General features: G+C 34.3%; 10 protein-coding genes. 4 read left to right on the forward strand and 6 right to left on the reverse strand.

All coding sequences use genetic code 11. The features are described from left to right. The first annotated feature begins 1,024 nt into the window (after window positions 1-1,024). The 3 genes from ACNQF6_RS06935 to ACNQF6_RS06945 are packed head-to-tail and all read left to right on the forward strand — an operon-like array spanning window position 1,025 to window position 7,256. Complete coding sequence (locus ACNQF6_RS06935) at window positions 1,025-4,396, forward strand: gliding motility-associated C-terminal domain-containing protein (protein ID WP_417964506.1); 3,372 nt, start codon at window positions 1,025-1,027, stop codon at window positions 4,394-4,396. A gap of 60 nt (window positions 4,397-4,456) precedes the next feature. Next, window positions 4,457-5,374 carry a PorP/SprF family type IX secretion system membrane protein gene (locus ACNQF6_RS06940; protein WP_417964508.1) on the forward strand — a complete coding sequence of 306 codons (918 nt, stop codon included), beginning with the start codon at window positions 4,457-4,459 and terminating at the stop codon, window positions 5,372-5,374. A gap of 19 nt (window positions 5,375-5,393) precedes the next feature. Continuing rightward, entirely contained in the window at window positions 5,394-7,256 is a 1,863-nt protein-coding gene (locus tag ACNQF6_RS06945; RefSeq protein ID WP_417964510.1) for an OmpA family protein, read from the forward strand. A 71-nt stretch (window positions 7,257-7,327) separates the two neighbouring features. Here ACNQF6_RS06945 and ACNQF6_RS06950 read toward each other — a convergent pair whose 3' ends face one another. Continuing rightward, window positions 7,328-7,909, reverse strand: coding sequence for a MiaE family protein (locus ACNQF6_RS06950; RefSeq protein ID WP_099713544.1), 582 nt, complete (start codon window positions 7,907-7,909; stop codon window positions 7,328-7,330). Between the two features lie 110 nt (window positions 7,910-8,019). Here ACNQF6_RS06950 and ACNQF6_RS06955 point away from each other — a divergent pair, with 110 nt between their 5' ends. Continuing rightward, on the forward strand, window positions 8,020-9,261 hold the full coding sequence (locus ACNQF6_RS06955) for a glycosyltransferase (protein WP_417964512.1): 1,242 nt from the start codon (window positions 8,020-8,022) through the stop codon (window positions 9,259-9,261). 60 nt (window positions 9,262-9,321) lie between these two features. On the opposite strand, the gene ACNQF6_RS06960 is transcribed toward ACNQF6_RS06955, so the two are convergent. The 5 genes from ACNQF6_RS06960 to porU all read right to left on the reverse strand — a co-directional run bounded on the left by ACNQF6_RS06960 (window position 9,322) and on the right by porU (window position 17,748). Then, window positions 9,322-10,974, reverse strand: coding sequence for a pyruvate dehydrogenase complex dihydrolipoamide acetyltransferase (locus tag ACNQF6_RS06960; RefSeq protein ID WP_417964514.1), 1,653 nt, complete (start codon window positions 10,972-10,974; stop codon window positions 9,322-9,324). 7 nt (window positions 10,975-10,981) lie between these two features. Then, window positions 10,982-11,980: a pyruvate dehydrogenase (acetyl-transferring) E1 component subunit alpha gene (gene pdhA, locus ACNQF6_RS06965; protein WP_417964516.1), complete on the reverse strand. Its 999-nt coding sequence runs from the start codon at window positions 11,978-11,980 to the stop codon at window positions 10,982-10,984. Window positions 11,981-12,123: 143 nt separating this feature from the next. Beyond that, a complete protein-coding gene (gene cdd / locus ACNQF6_RS06970; RefSeq protein ID WP_417964518.1) occupies window positions 12,124-12,606 on the reverse strand; it encodes a cytidine deaminase in 483 nt (160 codons plus the stop codon). An 85-nt stretch (window positions 12,607-12,691) separates the two neighbouring features. Further along, window positions 12,692-13,873: a type IX secretion system outer membrane channel protein PorV gene (gene porV, locus ACNQF6_RS06975; RefSeq protein WP_417964520.1), complete on the reverse strand. Its 1,182-nt coding sequence runs from the start codon at window positions 13,871-13,873 to the stop codon at window positions 12,692-12,694. Between the two features lie 38 nt (window positions 13,874-13,911). After that, window positions 13,912-17,748, reverse strand: coding sequence for a type IX secretion system sortase PorU (gene porU / locus ACNQF6_RS06980; protein WP_417964522.1), 3,837 nt, complete (start codon window positions 17,746-17,748; stop codon window positions 13,912-13,914). Window positions 17,749-17,935 lie beyond the last annotated feature (187 nt).

The following is a 17,935-nucleotide window of genomic DNA, read 5'->3' on the forward strand; positions in this document are numbered from 1 at the left end:
ATCCAGTGAACAGCAATGTTCGTGCGGGTTCAAGTCCCGCTCTGAGTACAAGGAACTTCAGTTCGCTAACGCCCGCTGAAGTTTTTTTTAAATTATTAAAATTGATTTATGGAGAATCAATTTCTCCCGATACCTATCGGGACTAAAGGCTACTTTCCCAGTTTGTTCAATGAGCCATCTTTTGCCTGTGATATGTTGCCTTACTGGTGTCCGCGGATTGGGAAATCTTGAACGGTTATCTCTTCAAAAAGTCCTTTGTAACTTAATTTGCTTCCTCTGTATTCCTTTGGAATGGAATTTATATCCTTTAAATAAGATGAAGTATTTCTTCTCCTTTTTGATAAGAATTCAGTTCGAAATAATCAACAATAATTTCTGGTAATAATAATTTGACAAGTTCTAAAAATGATTCTTGTATTTCTATTTAGTTTTGAAATACAAATATCCAAATTTAATATTTCCCCACAACTTTTAGACTTTAACCGTACTATTTGATAAGAGTTTCGTCTGTTACTATATTCCACCCGATATCTATCGGGACTAAAAACTACTTTTCATTATTCTCATTAAGCCATCTTCTACGGGCGATACCAAATTATACTGATGCCCTCGTATAGGGAAATCCTGAAGAATTATCTCATCAAAGAACCCTTTGGAGCTTTATTTTGATCTACGGTATTCTTTAGGAATTTAATTGATTTCTTTCGAATACAAGTGAAGTATCTCATCTCTTTTTCATAAGAGGTAAGTTCAACATATGCTACTATAATCTCGAGTAATAATAATTTGAGAAATTCTCCAAATTAATCTTGCATTTATTTATAATTTTGTAATAAAAAAAATCTACCTTTTAATATTTCCCCAAAACTTTTAGTGTTGTTCCGTTATGAACATTGCTGTTTAACCTCTTTATTTTTAAGTAGTTAAATTTTTATTAAAATTTGATTTGTTCATTGAAAATAAAAGAATACTTTTAAGGATTGAAAATATTATATTGTTATATATTAACTACAAAAATCAGTTTATGAAGAAAAAATTACTTTCATTTTTATTATTTCATATATTATTTGGGTTTACATTAAGTTCAAAAAATTTAAGCAATCATGTTAAATTATATGATATGAATTTTGATGTTTATTCAAAATTGATTTTTCCAGATACAATAAAAAAAAATATAAAATCATCAAGGGTTTCAAAAACTAAAGCTGTTCTAACTCCACCTTCAACGACTGCTGGTAGTTCATGTGGTGATGGTGTTTCTTTAGTTCAGGTTAATGTTTATGCATTTGGAGCTAATAGTTCAGAAACAATTGAATGGTTTACTTCTCAAACTTCAGTAACTCCAATATATACTGGGACAGTTTATAGTCCGAGTATTAGCTCAACCAGAACGTATTATGTACGCAGTCGATCAGGAAGTGATATTAGTATACGTGTGCCGGTTGTCGCTTCTGTTTATGTAGCACCTTCAGCAGTTACTTTGACAGCTTCTCCACCAAATAATACAACAAGCCCTCTATGTTTTGGGACGCCAGTTACTTTTACTGCATCTGGAGGAGCTGATTTGTTTGAATTCTCTGTTGATGGTGTAGTAATGCAAGGTATGTCAACAAATAGAATGTTCACAACTAATACTTTAACTGATGGACAGGTTGTCAAAGTTAGAACTAGATATGCAGTTACCATGGACGGATCTATTACTGAGACATCATGGGGAACTGGAGCTTTAGAGGATAATTTTCTTTCTGCGCCATTATCTGTGAATGCTTCATCAGGATATGTAAATTCTTTGAAAATTAGCGCTTTAGAAGATAAAGTTGTTTTAGGGATTGCGGGTAAAGTTGGAAATAATAGAAGTATTTTGCTGTTTCTTGATACCAAATTAGGAGGGTTTAATTTTTCAAATTATGTAGATGAAGCAGATGGTGATCCATTAGTGAGAGCTTTTAATATTTTTAACAATAATCCCAGTACATTTGATTCTTATTTTCAAGCCGATTATTGTTTAGTTATTTCTACAGATGTAGCTGAAAATAATTATTATGCAAATGTTATTGAATTAAGAACTGGCGCTTCTGTTAAAACCTATTTGGGAAGTGCTGCTACAGGTTTTCCTTCAGCTGTCATGGGTGTTAATAAAAATAATAGTGGAATTAATGATTATAGTCTTGGTTTTGAAGTAGAAGTTTTAAAATCTCTTATTGGTTATACAACAGGAGATATTAAGTTTTTTGCATTGACTATGAATGACAAGGAAGATGGCAGCCAGTTGGTTACTAATTCATTTTTGAGTCCGGAAAGAAGTAGTAATTTAGATTATGGTATTGGTGCTATAGATTATAATAGCAAAGATCCAAATCCTGTTGTTGTTGCTTCAGCGGCATTAACACCTTGTTATTCTGAGGCTAATATTACAATGAATTTTGTTTCTATTCCCACGTCTGCCAGTATAACACAACCAACTTGTGCTTTACAAACCGGAACTATTTTAATTACGACACAACCTGGTGTTGAATACAGTATAAATGGTACCCTTTATCAAGATTCCAATAGTTTTTCGGGATTAGTACCAGGAAATTACACCTTATATGTTAGGAATAAATTAGATACTACTTGTATACTTTCATCAGTAACACCAGTTGATATAAATGCAATTCCAACTCCGCCAGTAACACCAACAAGGGCAAGTGTTGTTCAACCTACTTGCGGAACACCATCAGGAAGTATAGTGATAACAGCACAGACTGGAGTAGAGTATAGTTTAGATGGTGTAGCCTATCAGACTTCAAATACTTTCAGTGGATTAGCACCGGGAAGTTATCCTTTATATGTTAGAAATATAGCTGATACAACTTGTGTAACTTCGTCTGGGTCATCAACAACAATTAATGCAATTCCAACTCCTCCAGTAGTTCCAACTACGGCTAGTGTTGTTCAGCCTACCTGTGGAACACCATCAGGAAGTATTACTATAACTGTACAAACAGGAGTAGCGTACAGTTTAGATGGTATAACGTATCAAAGTTCGAATCTCTTCACAGGATTAACTCCAGGAATTAGTTATACTTTGTATGTAAGAAGTCTTTCGGATGCAACTTGTGTCGCTTCTTCAGCATCAAGAACAACAATTAATCCTATACAAATAGTGCTAGTACCAACAGCAGTTAGCGCGGTGCAGCCAACATGTGCTGTGCAATCAGGAACTATTGTAATAACAACACAACCTGGAGTAGTGTATAGTTTAAATGGTTTAACGTATCAGGCTTCAAATACATTTACAGGATTGGCTCCGGGTAATTATACCTTGTATGTAAGAAACACAGCTGATATTAGCTGTTTAAATACATCAACATCTCCAGTAACTATTAATGCTATTCCAACTCCTCCCGTAGTTCCAACAACTTCTAGGGTTGTTCAGCCAACATGTTCCGTTACATCTGGGACTATTGTAATAGCTACTCAATCTGGAGTAGAATATAGTTTGAATGGCACAACCTATCAAGCTTCAAATACGTTCACGGGATTAGCTTCAAATAATTATATTTTATACGTTAGAAATATTGCTGATAATACATGTTCAGTTCAAAGTCTTACAAGTGTAACTATTAATCCACTTCCTTTATTGCCGTCAACTCCAACTTTGGTTCAAGTTGTGCAACCAACATGTTTAGTGCCATCAGGAAGCATTACAATTAGTACTCAGGCAAATGTTCAGTACAGTTTAGGTAATGGCTACCAAAACAGCAATGTGTTTAATAATTTGGCGCCAGGGAAATATACAATGAGTGTGCGATTTACAAATAGTATTGCATGTATAACTCTAGGTGCTGAAATAACTATAAACGTGATTCCTCCACAAATTCAATTTGAAACAATAGGTGATTGCGAAAATAAAGAATATGTTATAACAGCAAATCCATTATCAGGCTCATATGATCCAAACAATGTTTCTTATCAATGGAAAGATAATTTCGGAGCTCCTGTAGGAACTAATTCAAATGTGTTAAATGTAACTGATGTTATAGCCTCAACTCTAAGCGGACAAGTAGTATTTCCTGTAACATATACCCTTACTGTAACTTCTACAAATACGGGTTGTGAAACATCAAGTAAAGTACTTATAGAGTCTGCTTATTGTAATATCCAAAAAGGTATTTCTCCTGATGGTAATGGTTCAAATGACTTCTTTGATTTAAGATTAATGGATGTTAAAAAACTGGAAATATTTAATAGATATGGTATTAAAGTTTACAGTCAGTCGGATTATACAGACCAATGGAAAGGTCAGTCAAACAAAGGAGAAGATCTTCCAAGTGCTACCTATTATTATGTGATAGAATTCAATAGTGGAGAACCAAAAACAGGTTGGATTTATTTAATCAGAGAAAAACAGTAATTAATATATTTATTTGTCTGTAAATTTTGAATAGACCAATAAACCGAAAAATAAATAGATATGAACAAAAAAATATTGATGTCTCTTTTAATTCTTATTGCTTATATAGATGTAAAAGCGCAACAAGACCCACATTATACTCAGTACATGTATAATATGAATGTTATTAATCCTGCCTATGCAGGTTCTAATGAGAGTATTTCTTTTGGTCTTCTATATAGAAAACAATGGGTAAATATTGAAGATTCACCCGCTTCATTTACTTTTGCAGGTCATACTCCTGCAGGCAAGAATGTTGGTATTGGTCTATCATTTATATCAGATAAGATTGGACCGGTAACAGAACAAAATGTATTTGGAGACTTCTCTTATACTTTAAAATTAAGCGACACGCAAAGATTGGCTTTTGGTTTAAAAGCTGGAGTTTCTTTTCACAAAGTAGGACTTAGGGATATTCAATCGAGTTTGCCAGATCCTAATGAAGGTGTTTTTGGAGAAGACATAAATGACACATCATTTAATTTAGGATCTGGATTGTTTTATTACACAGATAAATATTACGTGTCATTTTCGATTCCAAATATGATTAAATCGGCGCATTTAGATTATAACGGACGTGAATACGGTTCAGATGTAGCTCACTATTTTTTAACAGCTGGTTATGTTTTTGATGTTAATTATGAATTGAAATTCAAACCTTCATTAATGTTAAAATCGGCATTTGATGTATCTCCGTCTTTAGATGTTTCTGCCAATTTTTTATATCAAGAAAAATTTGAGATTGGAGCAACTTATAGATTGGAAGACAGTTTTGGCGGAATGGTCAATTTTGCTATTACACCTGAATTACGAATAGGGTATGCTTACGATCATATTATTTCAGATTTGAAAGTAACTTCCCCATCCTCACATGAATTCATATTATTATATGATTTATTTGAATCGAAAAAAGTTTCACGTTCTCCTAGATTTTTCTAAAATATAATTTTTATAATTAATGAAAAAAAATACACTATTACTGTTTTTTGTGCTTGCAGGTTTTTCACTTTGCGCACAAAATAAAGAGACTAAGAATGCAGATAAATTATTTGAAAGCTACGATTATGTTGAAGCTGTCGAAGGATATTTAGCCTTAGTTGAAAAAGGAAATACAGATGCTTATGTAACTAAACAGCTTGGTTATAGTTATTATTATATGCACAATACCGCAGAAGCCGAAAAATGGTATGCAAAAACTGTACAAACTAAACAGGATGCAGAAACGTATTATAGATACGCTCAAATTTTAAAATCTAACGGGAAATACACGGAGTCTGATACTCAAATGAAAATATTTTCTGGTTTAGTGCCAGACGATTTGAGAGCCAAACAATTCAATAGAAACCCAAATTATCTTTCGGAGCTGTTGAATAAAGAAAAACTTTTTGTTGCGGATAAGATTTCCGTTAATTCTCAAAGATCTGATTTTGGGGCAAGTCTGTATGGAGATGAACTTTATTTTGCAAGTGCCAGAAATGAAAGCAACAAAATATACGGTTGGAATAACGAACCTTATTTAGATATTTTTCAGTCTACTTATAATTCTGATGGGAGTTATTCAGAGCCAATTCCTGTTAATGAATTAAACAGTAGGTTTCATGAAGGTCCGGTAACAATGACCAAAGATGGTAATGTTATTTACTTTTCAAGTGAAAGTTTTCAAGATAAATTATTCGAGAAAGATAAAACGCACAAGCTAAAGTTTGGTCAAGTGAATCTTTACAAAGCAGTTAAAGATAATGGTAAATGGGGAGCCGTTACTCCATTGCCGTTCAATAGTAAGAGTTTTTCTATGGGGAATCCATCCATAGACAAAGATGGCAAAGTGCTTTATTTTGCGTCTAATATGCTTGGCTCAATTGGAGGAACGGACATTTGGAAAGTAACAGTGAATGCTGATGGAACATTTGGAATACCAGAAAATTTGGGAAATAAAATTAACACAGTTGAAGATGAGAATTTTCCTTTTGTAACTGATGATTCTATTTTGTATTTCGCTTCAAATGGACTAACGGGTTTTGGAGGTTTAGACGTTTTTTCTGTTGATTTAAATAAAAATTGGGAACCCAATAATCTTGGAAAACCAATAAATACGGAGAAAGATGATTTCGCTTTTACTTTCAATACAGATAAAAATATAGGATTTGTATCTAGTAATCGTTCCGGTAAAGATGATATTTATAGTGCGACTCCAATTTGTAAGGCCCAAATTTCTGTCGTTGTGAAAAATGCTAAAACGGCAGCTTTTTTAGCAAATTCCAAAGTAGTAGTTTTAGATGTAAACAATACTATTATTGACTCCCAAATGACAAATCGTAGTGGTGAAGTTATTTATAATGTAGAATGTAAAAAGCCGTATAAATTAGAAGTTTTTCAAGATGGTTTTGTAACTAAATCATTTTCTGCAATAAGTGAACAAGGCAAAATATATATTGAAGCAGCATTAGAGCCTATTGATGTTATTGTTACAGAAACAGAAATTATATTAAATCCTATTTATTTTCACTCTAACAAAAGTGATATTACAGATCGCGGCGCAGTAGAACTTGATAAATTAGTTTATGTTATGTCACAAAACGATGCAATTAAAATTCATGTAAAAGCGCATACTGATTCCAGAGGAAAGGATGAGTATAATTTAGATTTATCTGAGAGAAGAGCGCAATCTACTGTTGCTTATGTTATTTCTAAAGGGATCAATTCCGACAGGATTATAGGAACGGGATACGGTGAATCACTACCAAAAATTGATTGTCAAGATAAATGTACTGAATTAGAATATGCCTTAAACAGACGATCTGAGTTTATGTTTGTAAAATGATGTGCTGGATTTTGAGTAAACAAAAAAGGATGCCGAAAAGCATCCTTTTTTGTTTACTATTATATTTTTATTTAACCGTGGATAGTTTCTTGTTTACCATAGTTAGTGATAATTGAAGTTTCAAATTCAATCCATTCCTTCCATCTTTTGTCTACATCAATATTGTCGGCATATTTTCTTGCAAAGCCCAAAAAAGTGGTGTAATGTCCCGCTTCAGAAATCATTAGATCTCTATAAAAAGTGGCTAATTCAACATCTTTTATGTTTTCTGATAAAACTTTAAACCGCTCGCAACTTCTTGCTTCAATCATTGCTGAAAATAGCAATCTGTCACAAAGAGCATCCTTTCGGCTCCCATCTTTTTTCATAAACTTAAAAAGTTCATTTACATAATGATCTTTCCTTTCTCTGCCTAAAGTCAATCCTTTGCTTTTGATTAAATTATGAACTAATTGCAAATGATCTAATTCTTCTTTTGCAATGATTAGCATCTCGGTTACTAATTCTTCTAATTCGGAGTTATAAGTAACCAAACTTATCGCATTTGATGCTGCCTTTTGTTCACACCAAGCGTGATCCGTCAAGATTTCTTCTATATTTGATTCAACTATATTTACCCAACGCGGGTCTGTGGCTAATTTTAATCCTAACATGATGATGAAATTTAATTAAAACAAAATTAGTGTTTTCTAATCTATTTTTGGTCTAAATGACCAGATTGAACTCAAAATAGCATTATTTTGTAATTGAAATTTATAATAGTATGAATCTAGTTCAAAAGCTTTTAATTATTGGTTTTGTTTGGCCAGAACCCAATTCGTCAGCAGCAGGAGGAAGGATGCTGCAACTGATATCACTTTTTAAAGCACAAGGTTTTAGCATTACGTTTGCCAGTCCTGCGCAAAACAGTGATTTCATGGTTGATTTACAAGAATACGAAGTGGATAAAAAATCAATCGAATTGAATAATTCTAGTTTTGATATATTTATCAAAGAATTAAATCCATCCTTAGTTTTGTTTGATCGTTTTATGATGGAGGAGCAATTTGGTTGGCGTGTAGCTGAAAATTGCCCTGATGCGTTGCGAATATTGGATACTGAAGATTTACATTGTTTGCGTTTGGCTCGTCAGAAAGCGTTTAAGGAAAATCGTTCTTTTAGTACAACTGATTTATTTGTAGAAGAGGTTGCGAAACGCGAAATCGCCAGTATTTTACGTTGTGATTTGTCTTTGATGATTTCCGAATTTGAAATGGAATTATTAGAATCTGCATTTAAAATAGATATTTCTTTATTGTATTATTTGCCTTTTTTATTGGAACCAATCATCAGTTCTGAAATGGAGGAACTGCCTTCTTTCGAAAATCGAAAAGATTTTGTTTTCATTGGGAATTTTCTTCATGAGCCCAATTGGAATGCGGTTCAGTATTTAAAGGAAACGATTTGGCCTTTAATAAAAAAGCAAGTGCCAGAAGCTGTTTTGAACGTTTATGGTGCTTATCCGTCGCAAAAAGTACTAGAATTACATAATAAGAAAGAAGGCTTTTTAATAATGGGACGAGCTATTGATGCTCAAGAAGTTGTTCGCGAATCGCGTGTTGTTTTGGCTCCCTTGCGTTTTGGTGCCGGTATTAAAGGAAAATTATTGGAAGCGATGCAATGCGGAACACCAAGCGTAACGACTTCTATTGGTTCAGAATCCATGCATGGTGGGTTGCCATGGAACGGTTTTATTACGACTGATATTGCTGATTTTGCGGATAGAGCAGTACAATTGTATCAAGACAAAACAATTTGGCTTAAAGCCCAACAAAATGGAATTGCCATTATTAATCAACGATATTCTAAAATTTTATTCGAAACTGACTTTAGTACTAAAATAGAATTTTTACGATCTAATTTTGAGCAACATCGGTTGAGCAATTTTATGGGGGCGATGTTGCAACACCATACTTTAAAAAGTACTAAATATATGTCGCGTTGGATTGAGGCGAAGAATAAATAAAATAAAAAATCCCGTCAAGTTTTTAAACAAGACGGGATGTGTGTTTTAAAAACAGAGTTATTACGCAAGCATAGTAACAGGGTTTTCTATAAATTGTTTCAATGTTTGTAAAAATTGAGCTCCAGTTGCACCATCAATTGTTCTATGGTCGCAAGCTAAAGATAACATCATTGTGTTTCCTACAACAATCTGACCATTTTTCACAACCGGTTTTTCTACAATAGCTCCTACGGATAGGATAGCAGAATTAGGTTGATTGATGATTGAGTTGAATTCTGTAATACCAAACATTCCAAGATTAGAAACTGTAAAAGTACTTCCTTCCATTTCTGTAGGTAATAATTTTTTGTTTTTAGCTCTTCCTGCAAGATCTCTGACATTTCCACCAATTTGAGATAAACTCATAGCGTCTGTAAAACGTAATACTGGAACTACTAATCCGTCTTCAACAGCTACAGCTACTCCAATATTTACGTGATGGTTGATGATGATAGCATCTTCTCTCCATTGAGAATTTATTTTTGGATGTTTTTTCAATGCTAATGCACACGCTTTTATCACCATATCGTTGAATGATACTTTTGTATCAGGAACGCTGTTAATGATAGCTCTTGATTTCATTGCTTCGTCCATAGTTACCTCTATTACTAAGTTGTAATGTGGTGCTGTGAATAAAGATTCTGCTAAACGTTTAGCAATGATTTTTCGCATTTGCGAATTCTTGATTTCTTCTGTGAAAACTTCTCCTGCTGGAACAAATGGTTTTGCAGCAGCAACAGTTTCTGCTTTGGCTGGAGCAGCACTTGGCGGTGCTTGAGCAGCGCTAGTTTGTGGTGTGAAGTTTTCGATATCGCTTTTTACAATGCGTCCGTTTTCACCAGAACCTTTTACTTGTGTTAATTGAATTCCTTTGTCACTTGCAATTTTCTTTGCTAATGGTGATGCTAAAATTCGTTGACCGTCAGTTGATGGTTCTTGAACGATTGGTTCCGAAGCTTTTTCTGTTGAAGCAACTTCTTTTTCTTCTGCCACTGCAGGAGCAGCTTGTGTCGCTCCGCCAGTTTTGTAGTTTTCAGCAATTCCGCTAATATCAGTTCCTGCAGGTCCAATGATTGCCAAAAGGCTATCAACAGGTGCAGTATTGCCTTCTTCGATTCCTACATATAATAAAGTTCCTTCGTTGAAAGATTCGAATTCCATTGTAGCTTTATCGGTTTCGATTTCAGCAAGAATGTCACCCTCAGCAACAGCATCACCTACTTTTTTCAACCAAGTAGCTACTGTTCCTTCTGTCATGGTGTCGCTTAAACGAGGCATCGTGATAACTACAACTCCTTTTGGTAATGAAGCTGTTGCAGGTGCTGCAGCTTTAGTAACTTCAGGAGTAGTTGCTGTTTCTTCAGTAACTTTTGTTTCTTCATTAGCTGGAGCTGCATCAGCTGGTTTTCCTGCTAATAATGCTGAAATATCCTCGCCTTCTTTTCCTATAATTGCTAATAATGAGTCAACCGGTGCAGTTTCACCTGCAGGGATTCCTATGTGTAAAAGTGTTCCTTCGTTGAAAGACTCAAATTCCATTGTTGCTTTGTCAGTTTCAATTTCTGCAAGGATATCTCCTTCGCTTACTTTATCACCTACTTTTTTTAGCCAAGTCGCTACCGTTCCTTCCGTCATCGTATCGCTCAAACGAGGCATTGTAATTATTGTTGCCATAATTGATTTATAGTTTATGAGGTAAAAATGGATAGTTCTCTTGTTCGTATACTACATCGTATAGCTGTTGAATTGGTGGGTATTCAGATTCTTCGGCAAATGTTACACATTCTTCCACTAAATCTTTTACTCTTTGATCAATTACTTCGATTTCTTCTTCTGTAGCATATTTTTGATCTTTAATTACATCTAAAACTTGAGTAATTGGATCAATTTTTTTGTACTCTTCTACTTCTTCTTTCGAACGGTATAATTGTGCATCCGACATAGAGTGACCTCTATAACGGTATGTTTTCATTTCTAAGAAAGTTGGTCCGTCTCCACGACGTGCTCTGTCAATTGCTTCAGTCATTGCTTCAGCAACTTTTACAGGGTTCATTCCGTCAACTGGTCCACAAGGCATTTCGTAGCCTAAACCTAATTTCCAGATATCAGTATGATTGGCTGTTCTTTCTACAGAAGTTCCCATGGCATATCCATTGTTTTCAACAATAAATACAACTGGAAGTTTCCATAACATGGCCATGTTAAAAGCTTCGTGTAAAGAGCCTTGACGTGCTGCGCCATCACCAAAATAAGTCATAGTAACACCGCCAGTTTCAAAATATTTGTCTGCAAAAGCTAATCCTGCACCTACAGGAATTTGTCCTCCTACAATTCCATGTCCACCATAAAAACGGTGCTCTTTTGAAAAGATGTGCATAGAACCACCCATGCCTTTTGAAGTTCCGGTAACTTTTCCTAAAAGTTCTGCCATTACGCGTCTAGGATCAACTCCCATACCTATTGGTTGAACGTGATTTCTATAAGCAGTAATCATTTTATCTTTTGTCAAGTCCATTGCGTGCAATGCACCAGCTAATACAGCCTCTTGACCATTGTATAAATGTAGAAATCCTCTAACTTTTTGTTGGATGTATAATGCTGCAAGTTTGTCCTCAAACTTTCTCCAAAGCAGCATATCTTCATACCACTTTAAATATACTTCTTTTGTAACTTCTTTCATCTGAATTTTTCTTTTGCTAAAGTGTTATTGTATTATCAATTTGTACCTATAACGCAAAATAGTTTCCTCCCACAAATTTGCGAAATGCAAAAATAAGACATTCCAAGTAAGAACTAAAATTTAATAGGTAATTTTTGGAATTTTTACAAGAATTTTTTATCGAACATAAATGGAAGCAAGTTTTTTAGGGATTCTGATTTATAAATTGCACCAATTTCTCCCATAAAATAGATTTCTATAGGGGTCTCTTGTTTGATTTCATATTCTGCAATTGATTGTCTGCAAGAGCCACAAGGTGGAATTGGAGCTGTAGTTTGGTTTGAGTCTGAGGCAGCTGTAATTGCCATTTTTAAAATTTTGGCTTCTGGATACATTGCTCCGGCATAAAAAATAGCGACACGTTCCGCACAGAGTCCCGAAGGATAGGCTGCGTTTTCTTGGTTTGAACCTAGTACAGTTTTACCGTTGTCTAAAAAAATTGCAGCTCCAACTCTGAATTTTGAATAGGGTGCATAAGCATTTTTTCGAACTTCAACGGCTTGTGTCATTAAATCCTGAATATCATTTGGTAACTCTTGAATAGAATCGAATGCTTTGAATTGAGTGGTAATTGTTATTTCTTTCATGCTTTTTTAAGGAAAAAAAATCCAAATTTCATCCCGATGCTTCGGGATTGAAATTTGGATTATTATTTGTGGATTTTATTTATGTTTAATACTCGTCATATTTTTCTCCAAAATTGAAGGTAAGAGAAAAACGCAGTGTGTTTTCTAAAGGGTTTGGCGTTTTAGATGCTGAGAATAAATATGAAACATCTACTTTGACTACATTGTATTTGAAACCTGCTCCAAGCGATAAAAATTGGCGAGCTCCTTTTAGCGGACTTTCGTGAAAATAGCCCAAACGCATTGCAAAAGAATCTTGGTATAAATATTCTGCACCTACAGCATAGGTGACTTCTTTTAGCTCTTCGCTGAATCCATCAGGAGCATCACCAAATGATTTGAAAACCCCAGAAGTCCATCCGATGGAACGGTAGTTATTAAAGTCTTCTGAACTGCCAGATTCTCCTTCATCGGTTGTGTCTCCATCACCATTTAAATCAGCTGGAAATTGAGGTGTTGGAACTAACAATTTATTAAATTCAACATTGATAGCAACCTTATTATAGTCGTCTAAAATAAAGTCAAAACCAGTTCCTATTTTTAAATTAGCGGGTAAAAAGTTATTGTTAAAATCATCATTATCATAACTGATTTTTGGACCTAAATTTTGAATATTAAATCCTGCTCTCCATCTTCCGTTGAATTCGTTGTATGCTATTTCTTCGGATTGGTAAAAACCAGCTATATCTACAGCAAATGTACTTGCAGATGAGGCATCGTTATTATCTGAAGCTACTTTTAGATTAGAGTTGATAAATCGTCCTGCAATAGCCATAGAGAATTTCTCACTTAGCTTTAAGGAATAAGAACCATCAATGGCAAACTCGTTTGGAGATACTGTAGGGAAGTCTTCAGTAGGATCTCCTGTTTGACGTAATTCAATATCTCCTAATCCAAAGTAGCGAAGGCTTCCTGCAAAGGCACTTCTTTCGTTCAGTTTTTGGTAATAGGTCAATTGTCCTAGTGATATATCATTAACCAGTGCAGTAAGGTATGGTGTGTAGCTTATAGAAAATCCTTTTTGGTCCGTTGCAAAGGCATATTTTGCCGGATTCCATTGTTGTGAAAAAGCATCGGCTGATGTTGCAACTCCTATGTCTGCCATACCTGCAGCTCTAGCGTCGGCTGCGACTAATAAAAAGGGAACCCCCGGGTTTATAACTCTATCTTGTGCTTTTGTGAAAGAAATTACAAATAAAAAGATAAAAAGTAATGTTATTTTTTTCATTATTGTATGGAGTTTTATTAAACAAATATAATATTTTATTAAAGTATTACAAGTTTTTCAAATTTTTCAACTTTCTTATTTGTTAAACTTGATTTGACAGTTAGTTTGTAGACATAAATGCCTTTCCCTATTTTATCTCCAAAATCATCCTTGCCATTCCAAGTGATTTCTTTTGATAAAAATCCTTCAGTTGTAATAATTTGATTTTTCGTCCAAATCACTTTCCCTGTTACTGTCATTACTTGAACCTGAACGTCCAATGGTTCAAATGGTCTGTTGTGTGTAAACCAAAACTCAGTATAATTAACAAACGGATTTGGATAATTCAACACATGTGTCAAAGTTATCGTTTCATCACCCACCACAATAAACTGAATCTCAGCGGTTATCGGGTTGTTATATACATCCCACGCTTTGAGTGTTATGGTGTGTAATCCGGGAGCTAAATTGCGCAACGGAAATCGGAGCATTCCACTTTTAAAATCGTCTAGTGTTGTTTGATAATAATCATTCAGTACAAAGGGATTACTTACATCTCCATCAAGAATAGCAACAATATCATGGCCTATTCCGCTTGCCGTATTTATTCCGTTTTCATCTTCAAGCAGTGCAACAAGAAATGGGGATTCATTAGTTATTCCGCCAGAAACAAAAGTCTCGTCATTCATATATAACTTAACTCTTGGACTAATATTGTCTGCGGTTGCATTTTCATTTATTCCGCCTATTTTTATTGTTGAATCGTACCCGGTTTCGTTCTGTAATAATTGATTTTTTTTGGAATAAAAACTAATCCTTCCGTTGGCCAATGGGACTCTAATGTCTCTTGGTACAACAAAACTAAACTCAAACTGACCATTAGTGACTGATGCGTTTCCTCTGAATATTGTTTCTCCTAAAACATTGAAATTAATAGGCGGACTATTACCGTCATTGTTATATGTTGTTCTTGAAACTGTTTTGTCAAAAATAGTTGTAGAAACTTCTCCGTTATAATTAGTTAACAAGTTATTGTTTTCATCTGTAACTTCTCCGGTTAGTTTCATTTTTGCCAATGATTTGAAGTCGTCAATGGTTTGGGTAACTGGAATGTCATTTACTTTAGTTAATCTAATTTTGGGTTTTGGAATAGCAAGCATTAATGCTGGATCGCCAATATAAAAAACAACATTGGTTGCTGAATTTGGATTGCTATTTTTTGAAATTCGCAGTGCTTCTGCAATTGAAGTATATTGATTTGAATTGTATGATAATAAATTTCTTGTCAGCAAGTCATTGAAATTTTCTGCGCTGAATTGCCCAATAGAACGAATGGTAGTAATCATTGCTATTGCACCGCCTTTTGGGTTCCAATATGTATATTCTCCAGCTGTTGGTCTTAAAGGATTGTCAAAACGTGAAAATTCACAAGTAATAGTTATGAATAAAGGATACTTATATTGATTGCTTAAGTTTTGTCCGTCTGATTTTTCCCAAATGCGTTCGCTTGATAAGCCATCTTCGCCGCCATGTCCTAAATAATTAAATACCAAAGCCCCTTTTTCGAAAGCATTGAAGAAGTCCGTTCTAGCTTTTGGATATCTGGAACCTCCTGCTGATGCTTCTTGTACATAAGAATCTAAAAGAATTTTAGTTACATTTAAAAATGGTTTCTCGGTAGTAATTGTGTTTGCAAGGATGTTTTGCCTGTTTTGTAAACTGGCATCAGATAGGATGTCTGAATCATCAGAAACTAATGCGAAGTTGTTTCTCCAGCTTCCGTAGGATTTTAGATCATGATATTCTATTACTTTTTTTACCATTTCGTCAGCCTGTTTAGCATCATTGACTAACATTCTGCCTACTGCAATATCTATTCCTCCAAAATACGACACAACATTTCCTTCTGTTGGGTCCATCAGTCCAAAAAAATCATCCGAGGCAAAGGATGATTCGCCAGTTGTGCTGCTGTTTAAAGCGTGATAAATAGGTACAACATTAGTGTTATTTGAGATTCTGTTTTTAAAATCATATGAGGCATCCCCAAAAAGATTGACAAATTTTACTCTTTTCTCTGGTACAGAAGCGTTTTCGTAGATGTATTTGATGCAATTTCGTATTGCAGCAACATCTTGTTTTCCGGATGAAAATTCTTGATATATGGATTCTAAAGGAATTACTTTTACATTTAAACCGGATTGGGTGCGATGGAAAGTAGCTAGTTTTTCAGCTTGAGTAGCTAGAAAGGTTGGTGTTATAATCACGTAATCGATGTCTTGAAATTGACTTTGTCCGTTTCTAAATAATGTTCCTTTTAGATTTTGATTCGCAATTTTCGATCTGGTATCTTTTAAAGGGGTGTAATAGTCCGCAGCATCTAAAGCGATATATTTTCTGAGCTCTCCTAAGTTTGCTTTGAAATTTATTGTGCTCTGATTGGAATTTTCGATTTTGGTTACATTATAAATATCAGTAACATCCCAGATTTGTGGAATATTTGCTGTGTTTGAGATGCTGTAATTCACAATCCCAAAATTTGAACTGGATTGGTCGTATAGAAAATGAAATTGTTTTCCGTAGCCTTGCAGTTTTCGTTTGGCGATAAGTCTGATGTTGTCCAGAAAACCTTTGGAACCTGGAACACCATTGTTATTGTATTTCAATTTTATTTTAATGTTTTCTGTACCGTTGAAACTGGTGTTGTTTGGTAAAGAGCCTAAATAAAACTCCGTTTCGGTATTGTTATTTAAAGCAGGGAAAGAAATAGTTCCGGCTGCTGTACCGTTTGCAGTCGCATTCAAAGAAGTAGGAGTGAATGCAGCTGATGCAGCGGTTAGCATCAGTTTTACAGGAGTTGCAGAGTCAATATTAGGGAAAGTAAAATCGAATTCCTGTTCGTCTTTAACTTCAAATGATTCGCCAAACCATTGACGACCTAATCGCGCTATATTAATAAGGTCTACTTCGTGGTACTGATGATCGTCAAAAGAAGTTACGGTTAAAGTACTGTTTCCGGGAGGTTGAGCTATAGGAGTGATTCTTTTTCCATCGGTGCCCTGAACAGTAATGTAATAATAGGATTTTGTATCGTACAAATTAGTAAAGGTCAGACTTTCGGTATTCCAAGTATCAACTCCTTCGCCATAAAAAAGAATGTAGTCGTCGTTGTTGAAAATTCCGTCAGCTTCACCATCAATTTGAATTGCATTTTCGGTTAGGTCAATTGGATAAAGAACACTGTTTGATAAAGGAAGCATTCGTCCGCCATTACCATAAATTTTTATTTTTCGAGGATCTAATGTATTTACGTCTAATCCTAATTGTTGTAAAAAAGTTTTAGTGATTTTATACACACCGGATTTTTCAATGTAAAATTGATACCAGTTGCCTGTTGCTAAAACAGAATTGACGATGCTATTTGTGTTGGCACTTTTGCTGGATTGTGAAATTCTATTACTGTTGTTTTCCACTTCATAGGAAAAAGACGTAATTCGTTTGAATCCGAAGTCGTCTTTAATTATCGGTGATAGCGTAATGAAAGCTTCTTTGGTGTCTCTTGAAATATTTACTCTTAGATTTGAATTTATGGTTTTAGGAATGTTTTTAGAATCCAAATCGCCAAGTTGATCAGTTGTGATTGTTTCGTACGTAATATTTGTTATTATGACTTTTCCTTCGTTAAAAGAGACTGCTTCTTTTATTTTTAAAGTATAAAGCAATGCCTTTTGAGAAGCATCATAATGAAAGTTGTTTTCAGAAAATTGAGGGATAATGACTTTAAAATCGCCGTAGGACATTTCTTTTTTGTCTGTCCATTCAATTACTGCGTTGTCTTTAATTTGAGCAATACAAACAAAAGGAATCAGGCTTAAATAAACCAAAAGTATTTTTCTCATCGTTTTTTTAACGTGATTAATAGTGAGTTATTATTTATCAGTAAAAATAAACCATTTCGTGTGATTTAAATAATAAATATTATAAATTTGCGTTTTGATATATAATTTATTGTTAAAACTATACTGGCGAAAATTATTTAAAAGTATGATGTTGATTAATGGTTAATTATTATATTGCGGCACTTAA

Origin of the sequence: Flavobacterium pasteuri, from assembly GCF_048286615.1 — a bacterium.
GTDB lineage: Bacteria > Bacteroidota > Bacteroidia > Flavobacteriales > Flavobacteriaceae > Flavobacterium.